The sequence below is a fragment of the Buttiauxella brennerae ATCC 51605 genome, from assembly GCF_001654925.1.
Taxonomy (GTDB): domain Bacteria; phylum Pseudomonadota; class Gammaproteobacteria; order Enterobacterales; family Enterobacteriaceae; genus Buttiauxella; species Buttiauxella brennerae.
In genome coordinates this window covers 67,005-85,967 of sequence record NZ_LXER01000007.1, presented here as the reverse complement: position 1 = coordinate 85,967, position 18,963 = coordinate 67,005, and the positions used below count along the sequence as shown (strand labels likewise).

At 51.9% G+C, this 18,963-nt stretch carries 18 protein-coding genes; 2 read left to right on the top strand and 16 right to left on the bottom strand.

The window, feature by feature from the left end:
* Positions 1–6: 6 nt before the first annotated feature.
* The 4 genes from M975_RS04900 to yceD all read right to left on the bottom strand — a co-directional run bounded on the left by M975_RS04900 (position 7) and on the right by yceD (position 2,842).
* Positions 7–960: a beta-ketoacyl-ACP synthase III gene (locus M975_RS04900; RefSeq protein WP_064557752.1), complete on the bottom strand. Its 954-nt coding sequence runs from the start codon at positions 958–960 to the stop codon at positions 7–9.
* Positions 961–1,042: 82 nt separating this feature from the next.
* The gene (gene plsX, locus M975_RS04895; RefSeq protein WP_064557751.1) at positions 1,043–2,122 is read right to left on the bottom strand and encodes a phosphate acyltransferase PlsX; all 1,080 of its coding nucleotides are present in this window, start codon (positions 2,120–2,122) and stop codon (positions 1,043–1,045) included.
* 11 nt (positions 2,123–2,133) lie between these two features.
* Positions 2,134–2,304 (bottom strand): 50S ribosomal protein L32, encoded by a 171-nt coding sequence (gene rpmF / locus M975_RS04890; RefSeq protein ID WP_034456167.1) that lies wholly within the window; start codon positions 2,302–2,304, stop codon positions 2,134–2,136.
* A 16-nt stretch (positions 2,305–2,320) separates the two neighbouring features.
* Positions 2,321–2,842 carry a 23S rRNA accumulation protein YceD gene (gene yceD / locus M975_RS04885; protein WP_064557750.1) on the bottom strand — a complete coding sequence of 174 codons (522 nt, stop codon included), beginning with the start codon at positions 2,840–2,842 and terminating at the stop codon, positions 2,321–2,323.
* Positions 2,843–3,107: 265 nt separating this feature from the next.
* On the opposite strand from yceD, the gene M975_RS04880 reads away from it, so the two are divergent.
* A complete protein-coding gene (locus M975_RS04880) occupies positions 3,108–3,692 on the top strand; it encodes a Maf family protein (protein ID WP_064557749.1) in 585 nt (194 codons plus the stop codon).
* A 76-nt stretch (positions 3,693–3,768) separates the two neighbouring features.
* On the opposite strand, the gene rluC is transcribed toward M975_RS04880, so the two are convergent.
* Entirely contained in the window at positions 3,769–4,722 is a 954-nt protein-coding gene (gene rluC / locus M975_RS04875) for a 23S rRNA pseudouridine(955/2504/2580) synthase RluC (protein WP_167350525.1), read from the bottom strand.
* Between the two features lie 573 nt (positions 4,723–5,295).
* Between rluC and rne the strand changes: the two genes are divergently transcribed.
* Entirely contained in the window at positions 5,296–8,610 is a 3,315-nt protein-coding gene (rne, locus tag M975_RS04870) for a ribonuclease E (protein WP_064557748.1), read from the top strand.
* Positions 8,611–8,819: 209 nt separating this feature from the next.
* Here the strand turns inward: rne and flgL are convergent, their stop codons facing one another.
* From flgL to flgB, 11 genes are all read right to left on the bottom strand, one after another.
* Complete coding sequence (gene flgL / locus M975_RS04865) at positions 8,820–9,785, bottom strand: flagellar hook-associated protein FlgL (RefSeq protein ID WP_064557747.1); 966 nt, start codon at positions 9,783–9,785, stop codon at positions 8,820–8,822.
* A gap of 16 nt (positions 9,786–9,801) precedes the next feature.
* Positions 9,802–11,463, bottom strand: coding sequence for a flagellar hook-associated protein FlgK (gene flgK, locus M975_RS04860; protein WP_064557746.1), 1,662 nt, complete (start codon positions 11,461–11,463; stop codon positions 9,802–9,804).
* Between the two features lie 272 nt (positions 11,464–11,735).
* On the bottom strand, positions 11,736–12,677 hold the full coding sequence (flgJ, locus tag M975_RS04855; protein WP_064557745.1) for a flagellar assembly peptidoglycan hydrolase FlgJ: 942 nt from the start codon (positions 12,675–12,677) through the stop codon (positions 11,736–11,738).
* Positions 12,677–13,771 carry a flagellar basal body P-ring protein FlgI gene (locus M975_RS04850; protein WP_064557744.1) on the bottom strand — a complete coding sequence of 365 codons (1,095 nt, stop codon included), beginning with the start codon at positions 13,769–13,771 and terminating at the stop codon, positions 12,677–12,679. The genes flgJ and M975_RS04850 overlap by 1 nt, the downstream gene beginning before the upstream one ends.
* Positions 13,772–13,783: 12 nt before the next feature.
* Positions 13,784–14,479, bottom strand: coding sequence for a flagellar basal body L-ring protein FlgH (flgH, locus tag M975_RS04845; protein WP_157093330.1), 696 nt, complete (start codon positions 14,477–14,479; stop codon positions 13,784–13,786).
* A 64-nt stretch (positions 14,480–14,543) separates the two neighbouring features.
* On the bottom strand, positions 14,544–15,326 hold the full coding sequence (gene flgG / locus M975_RS04840; protein WP_064517889.1) for a flagellar basal-body rod protein FlgG: 783 nt from the start codon (positions 15,324–15,326) through the stop codon (positions 14,544–14,546).
* Positions 15,327–15,357: 31 nt separating this feature from the next.
* The gene (locus tag M975_RS04835) at positions 15,358–16,113 is read right to left on the bottom strand and encodes a flagellar basal body rod protein FlgF (RefSeq protein ID WP_064557743.1); all 756 of its coding nucleotides are present in this window, start codon (positions 16,111–16,113) and stop codon (positions 15,358–15,360) included.
* A 19-nt stretch (positions 16,114–16,132) separates the two neighbouring features.
* Entirely contained in the window at positions 16,133–17,341 is a 1,209-nt protein-coding gene (gene flgE / locus M975_RS04830) for a flagellar hook protein FlgE (protein WP_064557742.1), read from the bottom strand.
* A 27-nt stretch (positions 17,342–17,368) separates the two neighbouring features.
* Complete coding sequence (gene flgD, locus M975_RS04825) at positions 17,369–18,046, bottom strand: flagellar hook assembly protein FlgD (protein WP_064557741.1); 678 nt, start codon at positions 18,044–18,046, stop codon at positions 17,369–17,371.
* 10 nt (positions 18,047–18,056) lie between these two features.
* Positions 18,057–18,461 carry a flagellar basal body rod protein FlgC gene (gene flgC / locus M975_RS04820; protein WP_064557740.1) on the bottom strand — a complete coding sequence of 135 codons (405 nt, stop codon included), beginning with the start codon at positions 18,459–18,461 and terminating at the stop codon, positions 18,057–18,059.
* Positions 18,462–18,464: 3 nt separating this feature from the next.
* Positions 18,465–18,881: a flagellar basal body rod protein FlgB gene (flgB, locus tag M975_RS04815; protein WP_064557739.1), complete on the bottom strand. Its 417-nt coding sequence runs from the start codon at positions 18,879–18,881 to the stop codon at positions 18,465–18,467.
* Positions 18,882–18,963: the final 82 nt, after the last annotated feature.

Below are 18,963 nucleotides of genomic sequence, written 5' to 3'. Positions count from 1 at the left end.
TAATAATCAAAAACGAACCAGTGCTGAACCCCAGGTAAAGCCGCCGCCGAAGGCTTCCAGCAATACCAGTTGGCCACGTTGAATTCGACCATCACGCACAGCTTCGTCAAACGCTGCCGGTACAGAGGCCGCAGAGGTGTTACCGTGACGATCAAGGGTCACAACCACATTATCCAATGACATGCCAAGTTTCTTGGCCGTGGCGCTGATAATGCGCAAGTTAGCCTGATGCGGTACCAGCCAATCGAGATCAGAACGATCCAGATTATTCGCCTCAAGTGTCTCATCAACAATGTGTGCAAGCTCGGTCACCGCGACTTTAAAGACTTCATTACCGGCCATCGACAGGTGAATCGAATTTTCTGGATTCACACGATCAACATTCGGTAGCGTCAGCAGTTCACCATAGCTACCATCAGCATGCAGGTGGGTTGAAATGATACCCGGCTCTTCAGAAGCACTCAGTACAACCGCCCCCGCACCATCACCAAAAATAATAATGGTGCCACGATCGGTAGGATCGCAAGTACGAGCCAGCACATCAGAACCAATAACCAGCGCATGTTTTACTGCACCGGACTTCACATATTGGTCTGCCACGCTCAGTGCATAGGTAAAACCAGCGCAAGCGGCAGCGACATCAAATGCAGGGCAGCCTTTAATCCCTAACATTGCCTGCACCTGGCAGGCAGCACTTGGGAAAGCGTGAGTTGAAGACGTTGTGGCAACGATAATCAGCCCAATTTCAGACTTGTCGATTTCTGCCATTTCAAGCGCACGCTCAGCCGCTGCAAAAGCCATCGTTGCAACGGTTTCATCTGGCCCAGCAATTCGACGTTCACGAATACCTGTACGGGTGACAATCCACTCGTCAGAAGTATCCACCATTTTTTCCAGGTCGGCGTTGGTCCGCACGTGTTCAGGCAGATAGCTGCCCGTACCAATAATCTTCGTATACATGTACGTCAGTCACTCTTTGGTAATATACCCGCATTTTCAGATGCAGTTGCGTTAGCTGCGCCCACTCACCCCAGTCACATGGTTAACTATGTTCCTGAGGATTCCTGAACTTGCCGCTTTCCTGCATCCCTAAACCTGCTGGGTAGACAGATTCCAGGCGGGCAGCAATCCTTATTGGGACTTGCCGCTCCACCGCCTGCACTGCCTGTTCAATCGCCACAGCAAACGCTCGCTGATTAGCAGCTCCGTGACTCTTAATCACTGTGCCGCGCAATCCTAACAGACAGGCGCCATTATACTGGTCGGGGTTGAGGTGACTGAATCGCCTGGTCAGGCTTTTTTGTAACCAATGTTTCAATATAATTAGCCACCACGACCTTTTTTTCCCTTCGCCTTGCGATTTCAAAAGCGAAAGGAACATTCTCACAACCCCTTCCATTGTCTTGAGGGTGACGTTTCCGACAAAACCATCGCACACCAGCACATCGGTTTTTCCCGTCAACAACTCATTCGCTTCAAGATAACCAATATAGTTGATAGAAGGCATTGTTTTTAATAACGCTGAGGCATCGCGAATACTATCAAGACCTTTTGTCTCTTCTTCGCCAATGTTCAGCAGCGCGACACGTGGAGAGTTAATGCCGAGGAGTTCCTCCGCCATCACCGACCCCATAATCGCAAATTGCACCAGCATATTACTGTCACAATCCACATTCGCGCCGAGATCTAGCACGACTGTTTTGCCTTTTTGCTGATGCGGTAACACCGTCATCAACGCCGGGCGCTCAATCCCTTCAATTGGCTTGAGCAATAATTTTGCCAGGCCCATCAGGGCTCCGGTGTTTCCTGCACTGACGCAAGCTTCTGCGCGCCCTTCTTTGACTAACTCAAGTGCCACTCGCATTGAGGATCCGCGACTATTGCGGATCGCTTGCGAAGGCCTTGCATCACTGGCAATAACCGACTCAGCAGGAACTATCTGCGCGCGTGAGCGTTTTTCAAAATCAGCTTTGGCAAGTAATGGCGTGATGGCGTCGGGATCGCCGACTAATAGAAGGTTTAGTTGAGAGTTAGAGTCCAGTGCCTGCAATGCTGCAGGCACTGTCACGGAAGGACCGAAGTCCCCACCCATGGCATCTAACGCAAGGGTTAGACGTCTCAAGGTATCGCCAATTACTTAGCGATAACCTTGCGACCGCGGTAGAAACCGTCGGCGGTGATGTGGTGACGCAGATGAGTTTCGCCAGAAACTTTGTCTACGGATACTGCAGCTGTAGTCAGCGCGTCATGGGAACGACGCATGCCACGTTTGGAACGGGTTGGTTTATTCTGTTGTACGGCCATGGACCTTACTCCTCAATTACTTATGCTTTAAACTGGCTAATACGGCAAATGGGTTTGGTTTCTCCGCCTCGGAAGGCAGTTTGCCAAATACCATGTCCGCCTCGGACACTTCACAGTGTTCAGAATCATGCACCGGAACAACTGGCAAGGAGAGGATAATTTCATCTTCAACCAACGCCAAAAGATCGATTTCACCAAATTCGTTGACCTGAACTGGTTCATATCCTTCCGGGAGTGCTTCAGCCTGCTCGTCTTTGACGATCGGGCTAAAACAATACTGCGTGTAAACCTGATGGGCAAACGGCTTTCCGCAACGCTGACATGCCAATGTAACCGAAACCTTCGCATCACCAGTAATAACTGCGAGGCGTTGGTTATCGATGGCAAATGACATTTCGCATTCCACATCAGTGTCTACACTGACTACGAATTCGGCGACACGCTCTACCTGAATAGGGGTGTAAACACCCGTGTAATCAAGGCGTTTTTGAGCCGTACGAACCGGATCGAGAGTCAGGGGTAATTTTACTTTTTGCATAGGGCGCGCATATTAACTTTGTAACGTCATAGAGTCAAAGAAAAAGGCCTCATAACAGCGCCTTTTCTACCCGAATAGATTTCTAATTTCAGGAAGACGGACTGTGTAAAACCCAACGGCACAGAAGACTATGTAGCCAGGTTGAACAAACTCCGCCAACGCACCTGCAATCTGAAAGATAAAGGGTATGCCATTTATTCGCACACATTGCGGTGGCACAGTTTAAAATGCCTTTACTCGGATCGCTATCATTAATGAAAAAAATATGACTCAAATAGTACTGGCCTCAACTTCTCCCTGGCGCCGTGAGTTGCTGGAAAAACTGGAAATACCCTTTACAACCGCGGCTCCACAGGTCGATGAAACCCCGTTAGCTGGCGAAGATGCCCGCCAGCTCGTCATGCGACTGGCACAAGCCAAAGCACAGGCATTGAGCAAGGAATATCCAAATCATCTGATTATTGGCTCGGATCAGGTCTGCGTATTAGACGCAAAGATCGTCGGTAAGCCACACACGGAAGAAAAAGCCGTGGAACAATTGATGATTGCGCGTGACAGTATTGTCACTTTTTATACCGGGCTGGCGCTTTATAACTCCGCAGCAGGGAATTTACAGGTGATTTGTGAGCCATTTGATGTGCATTTTCGCCAACTAAGTGAGCAAGAAATCTGCAACTACGTGCTTAAAGAGCAGCCTCTGCACTGTGCAGGTAGCTTCAAGTGTGAAGGTTTGGGGATCACATTATTCGATCGCTTATCTGGAAAGGATCCCAATACGTTAGTGGGACTTCCGCTGATTAGCTTGTGCGAGATGTTGCGCAATGAAGGGTGTAACCCATTGCTGATGTGATAAAAAAAGGTGGATAAGCACATGCTTCATCCACCTTTTATACGAGAAGCGCAACGCTTACTCGGCAAACAACTAATTAACCTGCGTTACGCAAAACATTCAGGCAACGCTTTAATTGCTCATCCAACGGCGCTTCCACTCGCATAATTTCGCCAGTGTTTGGATGGGTGAAACGCAAGGCCGCTGCGTGCAGGAACAAGCGGTTCAGGCCCGTTCCAGCAAGTTGCTTATCAAATTCACGGTCACCGTATCGGTCGTCAAACGCGATCGGGTGGCCTGCGTGCAACGTGTGCACACGAATCTGGTGAGTACGCCCGGTGATCGGGCTGCAACGCACCAGTGTCGCAAATGCGTAACGCTCTTCAACTTTAAAACGCGTCTCGGAAGGTTTCCCTTCGCTATTGACCCGCACAATGCGCTCGCCGCTTTGCAAAATATTCTTAAGTAAAGGAGCCTGCACCGCTTTCACATGCGATTGCCATTGGCCGCGAACCAATGCCAGATAATCCTTTTGCATCCCTTTTTCACGCAGTTGCTCATGCAGTGAACGCAATGCGGAGCGTTTCTTGGCAACCAGCAAAATCCCGGACGTATCACGGTCCAGACGGTGGACGAGCTCAAGGAAACGCGCTTCCGGACGCAAAGCACGCAAGCCTTCAATCACGCCGAAGCTCAGACCACTACCGCCATGAACCGCCGTACCCGATGGCTTATTCAGCACCAGGATATGGTCGTCTTCATAAACAATCGCAGCCGTCAGCGCCGCCACTTTTTGCAGATGCGGGGAAACCGCCTCTTCTTCACGTTCAGCAACGCGCACCGGAGGAATGCGGATTTCGTCACCGTCCTGAATTTTATATTCAGGCTTGATGCGTTTTTTATTCACGCGCACTTCGCCTTTACGCAAAATGCGATAAATCATACTTTTTGGTACGCCTTTTAAGCGCGCGAGCAAAAAGTTGTCGATACGCTGCCCGGCTTCATCGGAAGAAATGGCAACGATTTGTACTGAAGGTGTCTGAGTTTTCATGGTCGGCGATTCTAAATAGCGTGCGCGGATAGCGCCACTCATTTTTATGTGCTTAACTGAGAAACTGCCTGGTTTTAAGTCGCCTGACTCCTCTTTTTCAAATTTCTGCGACATGCAGCGAAAAAGTGAGTTAAAAAACTGTAAGAAACGAGGCATCAAAGGCAAAAGTCATCTTGCTATAATAAGGTTAGCAATGGAATAATGTTGCGGTTTTCCGTGTTGATACTTGTTAGAACAAGGAATTTGCGGAATTACCAGTTTTGCCTGAATGTTCATCCACGCAGCAATGGCGTAAGACGTATTGAACTTTCATGCAGTTAGCGGGCTGCGGGTTGCAGCCTGGCCGGTAAATGGAATCAACGCTTGCGAAACTTTTCCAAGGCTTGTTCCCACGATAATTGCGCTGTATTTCCGTATGAAATACAGGCTACCGACACTTTGCGCCTCTCAGCAAGCGACAACCGTGAGGTTGGCGACTTAATGCGTTTAGTCACGAGGCCATCGGTTCACTCCCGGTCAGCGTCACCATGCCCGTAGCTCTGTCACCAATGTAAGAATAATGAGTAAGTTACGATGAAAAGAATGCTAATAAACGCGACTCAGCAAGAAGAGTTGCGTGTCGCCCTTGTAGATGGGCAGCGTCTGTACGACCTGGATATTGAAAGTCCTGGCCACGAACAGAAAAAAGCCAACATCTATAAAGGCAAAATCACCCGTATTGAACCAAGTCTGGAAGCGGCTTTTGTAGATTACGGCGCGGAACGACATGGTTTCCTTCCTCTTAAAGAAATTGCCCGCGAATATTTCCCGTCTAATTATTCATCTCATGGCCGCCCAAACATCAAAGATGTTCTGCGCGAAGGTCAGGAAGTGATTGTTCAGATTGATAAAGAAGAACGTGGTAATAAAGGTGCAGCCTTAACCACCTTTATCAGCCTGGCAGGAAGTTATTTGGTACTGATGCCGAACAACCCACGTGCTGGTGGTATTTCCCGCCGCATCGAAGGTGACGACCGTACCGAATTGAAAGAAGCCCTTTCCTCCCTGGAACTGCCAGATGGCATGGGTCTGATTGTACGTACTGCTGGCGTGGGTAAATCCGCTGAAGCACTGCAATGGGATTTAAGCTTCCGCCTGAAGCACTGGGAAGCTATCCAGAAAGCGGCAGAAAATCGCCCGGCACCTTTCCTTATTCATCAGGAAAGCAACGTTATCGTGCGTGCTTTCCGTGATTATTTGCGTCAGGACATCGGTGAAATTCTTATCGATAACCCGAAAGTACTCGAACTGGCTCGCCAGCATATCGGTGCATTGGGTCGCCCAGACTTCAGCAGCAAAATTAAGCTCTACACCGGTGAAATCCCGCTGTTTAGCCACTACCAGATTGAGTCGCAGATTGAATCCGCTTTCCAGCGTGAAGTGCGTCTGCCATCCGGTGGCTCAATTGTTATTGACTCCACCGAAGCGTTAACCGCCATCGACATCAACTCCGCGCGCGCAACTCGCGGTGGCGATATCGAAGAAACGGCCTTCAATACCAACCTTGAAGCTGCTGATGAAATCGCGCGCCAACTGCGTTTGCGTGACCTCGGCGGCCTGATTGTTATCGACTTCATCGACATGACTCCTGTGCGCCACCAGCGTGCTGTTGAGAACCGTCTGCGTGAAGCCGTGCGCCAGGACAGGGCTCGTATCCAGATTAGCCATATCTCTCGTTTTGGCCTGCTGGAAATGTCGCGTCAGCGTCTCTCCCCTTCTTTGGGTGAGTCCAGCCACCATGTCTGCCCGCGTTGTAGCGGTACAGGTACCGTGCGTGACAACGAATCCATGGCACTCTCCATTCTGCGTCTGATTGAAGAAGAAGCGCTGAAAGAGAACACCCAGGAAGTTCACGCGATTGTTCCGGTGCCGATTGCTTCTTACCTGCTGAACGAAAAACGTGATGCGGTAAGCGCGATTGAAACCCGTCAGGGCGGCGTGAAAGCCATCATCGTTCCTAACGATCAGATGGAAACACCACACTACTCCGTACTGCGCGTGCGTAAAGGCGAAGAGACCAAAACGCTGAGCTACATGCTGCCAAAACTGCATGAAGAAGAGATGGCGATGCCTTCTGATGAAGAGTACGCCGAGCGTAAACGCCCTGAGCAACCCGCGCTGGCTACTTTTGTTATGCCTGACGTGCCACCGGCTCCGCCAGAGACGGCCCCTGTTGCAACGCCTGCACCAGTGGCTAAGCCTGCGGTCGCGAAAGCAGTTACAGCAGAACAACCTGGCTTAATTAGCCGCTTCTTTAGTGCGTTGAAAAACCTGTTCGCAGGCGAACCTGGCACCGAAAACAAAGAAGTTCAGGAAGCGAAACCAGCTGAGACTGAAGGCCAACGTCAAGGTCAGGATCGCCGTAATAACCGTCGCCAGAATAACCGCCGTGACCGTAACGATCGTGGCGATCGCAACAACCGCGATCGTGATAATCGTGGCGAAGGCCGTGGTGAAAACCGCAGCGAAAATCGTGATAACCGTGAGCCGCGTGAAAACCGCGATCGCGACGATAACCGCCGTAATCGCCGCCAGGGTCAGCAGCAAAATGCTGAAGTTCGTGAAAACCGCCCGAACGTTGTTGTTGAAGAAGCTGAGAAGCCTAAAGCACGTGACGAGCAGCAGCCACGTCGTGAGCGCAACCGTCGTCGTAGCGATGACAAACGCCAGGCACAGCAAGAAGTTAAAGTTCTGCAGCGTGATGAAGTGGTTGAAGTTGAAGTTGAAGCTGAGACCGAGCAGGAAGAACGCGTCCAGGTTATGCCGCGCCGTAAACAGCGCCAACTGAGCCAGAAAGTTCGCTTCGAATCTGCACAAGATTCTGTTGCGGAAGTTGTGGTGACGCCTGACGTTGCAGAGCCAGCCGCAGCACCTGCTGCCCGTACCGAACTGGCTACCATTCCGTTACCGGCTGTTATCGAGAAATCTGCTGTTGAGCAAGAAGACAACAACGATTCTCGTAACGACTCTAACGGTATGCCGCGTCGTTCCCGTCGTTCACCACGTCACTTACGTGTCAGTGGCCAACGTCGTCGTCGCTATCGTGATGAGCGTTACCCAACGCAGTCTCCGATGCCATTGATCGTTGCTTGTGCCTCTCCTGAACTCGCATCTGGTAAAGCCTGGATTAGTTACCCGATTGCCCGCACTCATGAAGAGAACCAGTACGACAACGTTGAACGTACCCCAGTCTTCGTTTCTCACGAGCAAGAAGTGCCAGAGGTGTTTATTTCACAACCTGTTGCTCAGGAAGTGGCTGCGGTAGCGCAATCTGTTGTTGAAACTGGACATGTTGAAACTGTACGCGTTGAAGCCGCGCCGGTTGAGACTGCCAAAGTTGAAACGACGCATCCGGAAGTGATTGCAACTTCAGTGAACGAACAACCGCATCTGATTGCTGCTCAAGACGACGTTGTCGCAGAGCAAGTCATTGAAGAAGTTGCTCCGGTTCAGGATCACGTTGCTGTAGAAACACAGCAACAACAAGCGGCTGAAATCGCAGAGCAAGCCCCGGTAGTGGTTGAACAGACCGCGCCAGTTGCTCCGGTAGAAGAAGCTAAACCGGTTGAAGTGACTGAAACTGTTGCCGAAGTACAGCCTGAAGCGAAGGCTGTCGTGCCTGAACCACAAGTTGTTGCTCCAACGGTTGCACCGGTAGTGGCTCATGTGACTAAGCATGCAACTGCACCAATGACTAAAGCACCTGCGCCGGAATACGCCCCGGAAGCGCCACGTCAAAGCGATTGGGTCCGCCCAACGTATGACTTCAGTGGTCGCGGTTCTGCTGGTGCCACCAGTGCGACGCACCAGGCAACAGCACCTGCTACACGCCCAAAAAGCGCTGAGTAATCGCTAAGCGTTGCTAAAAAGCCGATCCGGAAACGGGTCGGCTTTTTTATTTCTGTTTATCACCACTAATCTGACCGACACCAGCAATCAGCCTCTTCTCCCAATCGCTTAGCACCAACACCCCCCATTTTCAGGCAAAAAAAAGCCCACTTCGGGGTGATGAAGTGGGCAGATAAAGCGTGCCATAGCACGCCTAAATTGGTGAAACTTTACTTATTCAGCTGGAACAGGGACATTCCCTGCATATCGCTGAACGCTTTATATGAAGCCTGAAGGGCTGCCTGTTGCATCACATAGGAAGAGATTGCTGAGTTCCAGTCAACATCAACCAGGTCACTCATTTGCTGAGACTGTCCCAACGCACGGTCGCTTCCTAACTCATCAAGTTTATCCAACTCATTAAGCTGTGTGCCAAGCTCCGCACGCACCGTCAACACGTTGTTAAGTGAGTTTTTCAGCCCACGGTTGGTTTTATCAATCGCATCGCTTAAAACTTGTTTACCTGCATCATCCAGGTCTTGAGCGGGTTTCCTCAAGGTTTCAATAGCAGAATCAAGCATGTTGAACAAATTGGTTTCGGAATCACCCGTACCTGCTGGCTCCGGCACCGCATTGCTGGTCAGTGAGTTGAAGACTTGCGTACCCGTGTGGCCAATCGTCATGGTGCGCGAAGCATCAACCGACTGAGTCACCGCGGTATCACCGCCTGTATACGTAATGCTATTGGCCCCACCGCTAAACGGTGCTGAGTCCGTTTTATAGCCCGCAAAAATATAGCGCCCGTTGCCATCAGTACTATTGGCAAGGTTGAGGATTTGATTGCGAATACCTTCCAGATCGGTTGCCAGTGATGCGCGGTCGTCATCGCTTAACGTACCGTTACCGGCGTTAACGATTTTTTCCTGCGCAGACTGAATGGCTGTCGTCACCTGCCCCAGCACGTTTTCTTCCAGCGACACTTTTTGCGTGGCAAAGGTACGCGCCAGCGCATACTGGCTGTTTTGTGCCTGAGCCTGAGACAAGACGACGGCTTGCGATGCGGCAATCGGGTCATCAGAAGGTTTGGTGACACGTTTGCCGGTCGACATTTGCTCGCCGTAACGCAGCCACTCACTTTGCGCGTTGGTCACGCCACGCATATTCTGCTGGTACATCATTGCGGTACTGATACGCATACGCCAGATTCCTTAATTAACGGATGGACAGTAACGCATCAAACAATGTTGATGCCGTCTGGAGTACCTGAGCATTCGCCAGGTAATATTGTTGGAAACGCTGCAAGTTACCGTACTCTTCGTCAAGGTTGACGCCAGAGATGGATTGCTGTTGGTTACTCAACTGCGTGACCACGCTATCTTGTGTGGTACTGGTGACTTTCAGGGTGCTGGTTTTGTTACCCACATCACTCACCAGGCTGGCATACGCATCGTTAAACGATTTGTTGCCGTTGACGACTTTACTGCTCTGCAAATCCAACAGCGCCTGAGCATTACGGTTGTCGCTATCGCCCCCCGAAGGATTGGCCGCTAATGCCAACTCGCTTTCGTCGCTAATTAAGACTTTCATATTCACGACAACGTCTGAAACCGGCTTAACAATGAAACTGTCATTCTTCGTTGCAGGCGTACCGCTGATGTCGACTTTTAGCCCGTCGAAACTCAAACTTTTGTTGCCACTGCCATCATCGTCAGCGGTTGCTGAGAATGTCTTGTTGTCCGATAAACGCGTGATTTGCCAGTCAGGATCATTAAAAGCAATTTTGTAATCGCTGGACTGTACCGCCTTGCTGTCAGTCACTTTTGCAGTCAGCGTTGTCAATTGTGAGGCGTTTTTACTGTTGCTTAATACTGACGGGCCGCCGTAATCAAAGAAATCTTTGCCTACCGCACCATTGGCATCGATACCTTTACTATGTTGCTGGTTAATCGCATCAGAAAATGCCAGAGCCAATTGCCCAAGACGATTGCGGGCGCTGTCTAAATCCTGAGAACGGAAGGTCAACACGCCGCCCAGCGAGCCGCTATTGAGCTGGTTTTCTGGGATTTCAGTGGTGCCTGAAACAGGGTCAACATACGCAACAGTGGTACGTGAAGGGTCAGCGCTGGAAGCCACTGCCGCCAGTTTATTGGCTTTATCACCCTGCACCAGGTTTAAGCCGTTCGCGATGGACACGTTATATGTGCCGCCGTCCTGAACGCTAACTTCGACACCCACAATCTGGTTCAACTGGCTCACCAACTGGTCACGTTGGTCGAGCAAATCGTTAGGTGCGGCACCCGCACCCACGCCGGTCAGACGTGAAATCTGATTGTTCAGGTTCGCAATCTGGCTGGCATAATTATTGATTTGTTCCACGCTGCTTTGGATGCTGGTATTCACCTGCTTATCCTGATCGCGCAGATACTGATCGGTCACCTTAAACTGGTTTACCAGACCGTTGGCATTGCCAAGCAGCGCCTGGCGCGCAGCCGGGTCTTCAGAGTTACTGACCAGCGTTTGCAGGCCGGTGAAGAAGCTCTGCATCGTGGTTGCCAGCGTATTGGTGCTGCCCGACAGCATATTGTCAATCTTGGACATCTGCTGATACTGAGTACTCAGACCACTGCTTTGCGTTTGTGCCGCGCGCAGTTGGTTAGTGATGAACGCATCATATTCACGTTGCACACCGCTGACTTGCACGCCATTACCAATCCAACCACCTGCGCCAAGCGTACTTTTCGACTGAGCCAACACGGTAGTCTGGCGGGTATAGCCTGAGACGTTGTAGTTAGAAATGTTGTTACTGACAGTATTCAGTGCCGCCTGGGCAGCACCCAGGCCACTCATGGCACTGTTAATCAGGCTACTGGACATGAAATTTCCTTAGCGCGTTAATCACGATTCCTGTTGATAAGTATCGGCAGCGTCTGGCAACACTTGAGGTGTTAGCTCTAAATAATTCGAGTTGCAGGAAGGCGGCAAGGGAGCAACAAATTTGTCTGGAACAAATTTGAACGCTGCTTGCAGCGTCCCCAAAGGGGTAAGGCCCATGGATGGGCCGCATAATCCTCAGGAGCTTACATAAAGTAAGTGACTGGGGTTTGTGAGTGCAGCCAACGCACCTGCGGCTCGAAGTATGATGAGCTTCAGAATAAATTGGATAAGTCATTGCTATAAGCTTTTGCCACTTTCTCGCCCATCGCTTTCATCTGCTGAATCATGCCCGTCAGCTTGCGAGCATAGTTAGGGTCAGTCGCATAACCCGCGTTCTGCAAGGCTTGTGCGCCCTGCTCTGCGGTATTGGCATTGGTTACGGCGGCGTATCGCGGGTTGCGCGTCAGTAAGCCGACGTAGTCAGAAAGCGCTTCGAGATAGGAGCTATAGACTCGGAATTTAGCTTTCACCTTCTTCGCTTCACCGTTTTCATATTCGGTAGTGGTGATTTCCGTCGTCGGGCCTTTCCAACTTCCCGACGCTTTAACGCCAAACAAGTTAAAACTTGGCTCACCTTTTTCAGTCAGAATTTGGCGCTGCCCCCAGCCTGACTCCAGCGCGGCCTGCGCCAGAATCAGGTGATGAGGAATGCCGCTCTGTTCACTGGCAAGCCTTGCCGGTAATGAAAGCTGCGCCAGGAAGTCTTTACTGTCACCCGTAAGCGGCTCTTCGTTAGAAGGTACTTTTGGAATCGCCTGGCGCACCATTTGCGTTAAGGTCTGGTTCTGGAAAGTGGTCACGGTTTGTAGGTCAAACTTCATCGGCACTTTGCCTGCATCTTCCGATGGGTCAGCGTTGCCGCCCATCTGCTCGACCATCATATCGGCGAGCCCAAGCCCTTTGGAACTGAGCTGCTGGGCGATTTGCTGGTCATAGATGCTGGTGTACATGCGCGTCTGCTCGCTGCTAAACAAGCCATCTTTTGGCAGCGCTTCACGCATGCTTTTCAGCATCATCTGCACGAACATCCCCTCCACCTGGCGGGCAACCGACTTCATGTTGCCCTTAGGATCTTGCCCGGTTTTCGCTTTTAGCTCGTTAAGAGAGTTAGCATCCCACGCAGCATTCGCCAGTGACTGGGTATCGTTAAGCATCAGATGATTTCCACTTTGGCACGTAAACACCCGGCGGTTTGCATTGATTGCAGAATCGACATCAATTCCATTGGTGAAGCACCTAAGGTATTCAGTGCACGAACCACGTTATTCAGATTCGCGCTGGCGTTAACCCGTTGCAGTGCACCGCCGTTCTGACGCAGGTCGATTTGCGTTTGCGGCGTCACTACAGTTTGACCGCCACCGAATGGCGTATCGGGCTGACTCACCTGCGCCGAGCGGTTTACCGTCACAGACAGGTTACCCTGCGCCACAGCACAGGTATTGAGCGTCACTTCCTGGTTCATGACCACCGAACCGGTACGCGAGTTAATAATAACTTTGGCATCCTGCGCGGGCAGGTTGACCTCCAGGTTCTGGATATCTGCCAGCAAACGAACTTGCGAACTGTTACCGGTTGGCACACGAATCTGGATAGTACGGGCGTCTAACGCCGAAGCACTGCCAAACCCTCGCGAGCGGTTGATGGTGTCGGTGATTTGCTGTGCCAGCGTGAAATCGTCGTTGTTGAGTTGCAGGCTGATCATATTGCCGGAGCCAAACGTGCCCGGTAATTCACGTTCGATAACCGCACCGTCAGTGATGCGCCCGCCGTTGAGCTGGTTAACCTGAACGCTGCTGCCGCCGGCAGAAGCTCCAGCACCGCCCACCAGAATATTACCCTGAGCCAGCGCATAAACCTGGCTATCGGCACCTTTCAGCGGTGTCATCAACAATGTGCCGCCACGCAAGCTCTTGGCATTACCCATTGATGAAACCACCACATCAATATTTTGCCCGGAGCGTGCAAACGCCGGGTATTTCGCCGTCACCATAACGGCTGCCACGTTCTTCAGCTGCATGTTGGTGCCCGCTGGAACGGTTATCCCCAACTGTGACAGCATGTTGTTCAGTGTCTGAGTGGTAAACGGCGTTTGTGTGGTCTGGTCGCCCGTGCCATCCAGGCCAACCACCAGACCATAACCAATCAGGGAGTTCTCACGCACACCCTGAACCGTGGTCAGGTCGCGGATACGGTCAGCTTGCGCAAAGGTTGCCACCAGCATCAGCAGTCCGAATAAATATTTGGCCATGTTACCCCTCGCTTACATCGGCGATAAATTAAGGAAGAAGCGTTGCAACCAGCCCATGTTCTGCGCTTCATTGATATAGCCGTTACCGACATATTCGATGCGCGCATCCGCCACTTGTGTGGACGGCACGGTATTGGAGCCACTGATCGTGCGAGGATTCACCACACCTGAGAAACGAATAAATTCGGTGCCCTGATTAATGGCAATCTGTTTTTCACCCACGACGTGCAGGTTGCCGTTTGCCAGCACCTGATCCACCGTCACGGTTAACGTACCGCTAAAGGTGTTACTGGCATTTGCCCCACCTTTGCCGTTGAAACTGTTGCCGCCTGAAGCGTCTACGTCAGCACGGTTGTTACCGAACAAGCCTTCGAGATAACGCGGCGTGACGTCAAAGCCAAAGTTTGTTTTGCCATCACGACTGGCATTAGCCGACGAGCTTTTGCTGGCGCTGACATTTTCCTGAAGCACAATCGTCAGCGTGTCGCCAACGTTACGTGGACGGCGGTCTTCAAACAGGGGTTGATACCCGTAGTTCACCGGTTGTGCTGTCTGGAAAATAGAACCATTGACTACTGGCGCAGGGCCAGGCACTGGTTGGGCCGTTGTTGCCCCTTCAACCAGCGGTTTAGTTGGTATCAGCGCGCAGCCAGTTGTGGCGAGCACCAGACACATCACGATAGGACGGAGAACCATTGGGTTTTGCATTGCTTTCATCTTCAGTTCATTACGCGATTGGATGCCGGCGCGAAAAATCACACCGGCAACCGCCTTACAGTTGCGTCAACTTTTGCAGCATCTGGTCGGTCGTAGAAACAGCTTTACTGTTGATTTCGTAGGCGCGCTGAACCTGGATCATATTCACCAGTTCTTCAGCCACGTTTACGTTAGAGGTTTCAACATACCCCTGGTACAAAAGCCCCGCGCCGTTAAGCCCTGGGGTGCTTTCGTTTGGCGTACCGGACGACTGGGTTTCGGCATACAAGTTCTCGCCCAGGCTTTCCAGACCCGTGTCATTCATAAAGGTGGTCAGGTTGAGCTGCCCAACCTGAACCGGCTGCGCCTGCCCCTGCTGAGTCACACTCACAATGCCATCGCGGCCCACGGTAATCGTCAGAGCATTCGCCGGGATAGTGATCGCAGGCTGAACCTGGAAACCACCCGCCGTCACCAGTTGACCGTTCTGGTCCACCTGGAATGAGCCGTCACGGGTATAGGCGCTGGTGCCATCCGGCAATTGCACCTGGAAAAAACCCTGGCCTTTAATCGCAACGTCTTTGCTGTTGTTGGTCTGCGACAGGTTGCCCTGGCTGTGCAGGCGTTCGGTCGCGACCGGACGTACACCCGTACCAATCTGCAAACCGGATGGCAGCGTCGTCTGTTCAGACGATTGCGCACCAGGCTGGCGAATTGTTTGATAAAGAAGATCTTCAAACACCGCGCGTTGACGCTTAAAACCATTGGTGGAGACGTTTGCCAGGTTGTTGGCAATCACATCCATGTTGGTTTGCTGGGCATCAAGGCCAGTTTTTGCGATCCATAAAGAACTGATCATTTTGAATTCCTGTTAGTTTCGCGGCTGATTATCACGTCATCGACAACAGCTGATTGGCACGCTGTTCGTTTTCATCAACGCTTGAAATAATCTTCATCTGCATTTCAAAACGACGGGCGTTGGAAATCATGTCGGCCATTGCTTCTACGGGTTTCACGTTGCTGCCTTCCAGCACGCCTGGCATCAAAGAGATGCTGGCGTCAGCTTGCAAGGTCGCGCCGCGCGTAGCCTGTGCGGCTGGGCTCAAACGGAAAAACCCGTCGTCACCACGCACCACTTCCAGACCTGTCGCTTTCACCAGTTTCAGGCGGCCAATCGGTGCCACGGTATTAGGCTGGTCGCCCGCATTCAGGGCGGAAATCGTGCCATCCGCCGCGATAGTTATCTGCGCGCCCTGAGGCACGGCAATCGGGCCACCTTCACCCATCACCGGTTGCCCGCCGATGGTCAGTTGCCCGGCAGGACTCACCTGCATATTGCCGTTACGGGTATAAGCTTCAGTACCATCTGCACTTTGTACCGCCAGCCAGCCGTCTTGTTGCAGCGCAACATCGAGCGGGCGTTGGGTGTAATCAAGCTGCCCTTGCGACATATCCACACCCGGTGTTGAAGCGGTCACCAGAGTGCGCGTCGGCAAAGAAAGCCCTTCCACCGGCACGGCACGCAACGCGGTAAGCTGTGCGCGAAAGCCAGGTGTTGAAGCGTTGGCCAGGTTGCTGGCGGTCACCGCTTGTTGATTTAGCGTCTGACTGGCCGCACCCATGGCGGTATAAATTGCGTGATCCATTAAGCTTTCCCGTCAGTGCTTAGCGCAGGTTAACCAGGGTGTTGAGGATCTGGTCCTGAGTTTTGATGGTTTGCGCGTTGGACTGGTAGTTACGCTGCGCAACAATCATGTTGACCAGTTCTTTACTCAGATCAACGTTCGAAGACTCGAGAGCCCCGTTAGTCAGCGTGCCGAAGTTGCCTGAACCCGCGGTACCTAACAGCGCAACGCCTGAGGAGTTAGTCGCCGACCACACGTTGTTCCCTTCAGAAGACAAACCTTCCGGGTTGGCAAAGTTAGACAGCACAATCTGGCCTAACAATTGGGTCTGCTCGTTGGAGTAGTTACCGACAATGGTGCCGTCATCGTTAATCTGGTAGCTCACCAAATCGCCTGGCTTATAACCATTCTGATTCGCAGCAACGATGTTGTTGGAGCCGGTGTTTTGTTGCATGGAGTTCAGGAAGCTGAGATCAAATGTCGCGGGAGTCGCACCATTGATTGCGCCGGTCGTCAGCTTATTGGTGCCACCCGAAGTCAGCGTACCATTTGGGCTAAACACCATTGATGCCCCTGGTGTTACCGGGCTGCCTGCCACACTGCTGTCCTGGGTGTACACATCCCAGGTATTCGCCGTTGACGATTTCACAAAGAACACGTTCATATCGTGGGCGTTACCCTGGCTGTCAAAGACAGTGATAGAACCTTTCTTGTTGTAGGTATCAGAATCGGTCGCACTAAACGGAGATTTTGCAGGCGTTGCGTCCGTCGAGTTCAGGTTGACCTGCATAGATGCGGTGGTGGTGGTTTTTGCCGCCATCAATGTATTCGGGACGGAAAGTCCGGTTGGGTTGGCACCCTGCTGAATAGTTGGCGGCGTGCCAGCTGCCGGATAACCCGTCAGTTGCATCCCCTGCATGTTCACCAGGTTACGGTTGGCATCTAAGGTGAACTGGCCGTTACGGCTGTAAAAGACCGAACCGTTAGTGTCTACCATACGGAAGAAACCATTCTGGCTAATCGCGACATCCAGACCACGACCCGTGTTGGTGGTGGTGCCATCGTTAAAGTCCTGAGTGACGCCTGCAACTTTAACGCCCAGGCCCACTTTTGAGCCTGCGAACATATCAGCGAAAGAAACGCTGCCGGATTTAAAACCGTAGGTGGCTGAGTTGGCAATGTTGTTACCAATCACGTCCAGGTTGGTCGCGGCGGCATTCAGGCCGCTGACCGCTTGAGAAAAGGCCATGTCTTACTCCTGCAAAGGGTTGAAGGCTTAAATAATCTGCCTGATGTCGTCGAGAGTGGAGGTGCCGTAAGTACCGAGGTCGAGCAAGGTCTTGCCGTTACTGAGTGTCACACCGTTGACCATCGCAAAATTAAGCGGCTGAGCAACCAGTTGTGTCCCGCCATTAGAGGCACTGATGGCAACGTTGTAAGCCCCGTCTGGTGCCGTTGTGCCGTCCGTCGTCGTGCCGTCCCATGTGAAGGTATGAACGCCTGCGGTGAGTGCACCAATATCCAGTGTGCGCACCACTTTGCCGGTGTTATCCGTGATAGTTGCGGTGACTTTATCGGCGGCCTGCTGCAACTCAACACCAAACGGCGTGGTCGCCTCTTTGCCTGCCAGAATTTTAGAGCCTGGGATCATCACACCATGACCAATCAAGGCACTCGACTGAACAGACTGGTTATTGGTTAACTGCCCGGAAACCGAACCCAGCGTCGTATTAAGCTTCTCAATACCGCTCACGGTACTGATTTGCGCCAGTTGGGTGGTCAGTTCGTTATTTTGCAGAGGGTTAGTCGGGTCCTGGTTTTTCAGCTGCGCAACCAGCAGCGTCAGGAAGCTACTCTGAAGGTCGGCGCTGCTGCTACCGGTCAGGCTACTGTTACCCGATGTTGCACTGATACCACTGGTCGTGGTGTCATTCATATTAACGGCGATGCCCATCAATCACTCCTTATTGACCAAGAGTCAGGGTTTTCAACATCATGCTTTTCACGGTGTTGAGGACTTCCACGTTGGCCTGGTAGCTGCGTGATGCAGACATGCTATTGACCATCTCACCCACCACATCCACATTTGGCATTTTCACGTAACCTTTGGCATCCGCCAGCGGGTTGCCCGGCTGGAATACCAACTTGTCAGGCTCCTGGCTTTCCTGCACGCCAGTAACTTTCACACCGCCGGTTTCCGCACCTGGGGCGGCATCGACTTCGAATACCACCTGCTTGGCGCGATACGGTTGGCCGTCGGGCCCGGTTGCACTATCGGCGTTTGCCAGGTTACTCGCCGCCACGTTCATACGCTTGGACTGCGCGGCCATCGCTGAACCAGCAATATCAAAAATATTCAGTAAAGCCATTGATTAGCCACCCTGTTGCAGCACAGACATCATGCCCTTGATTTGGCCGCCGAGAACCGTCAGATCTGACTGGTATTTCAGGCTGTTATCGGCAAATTGTGTACGTTCGCGGTCCATGTCGACGGTGTTGCCATCCATGGATGGCTGGTCAGGAATGCGGTAGAGGAGATCAAGCTGTGGGACAGTTTGAGTTTGTGCCGGAATATGGCGCGAAGAGGTAAGAGCAAGCGATACGCCGCTGCCTTCAACGCGTCCTCGGTCCATCACTTTTTTCATTTCACTGGCAAAATCTATATCGCGAGCCTGATAGCCTGGGGTATCGGCATTGGCGATATTCGCTGCCAGAATCTCCTGACGCTGGGCGCGCAAATTTATCGCTTCTTGCTGAAATCGCAGCGCGGCATCCAGTTTGTCTAGCATGTTCCCTCCGCATAATTAGGATTTGTCCGACAGCTTAAAGCCCCTTACGCGTGCGTTATCGTTGGAATAGACACAAAATGCG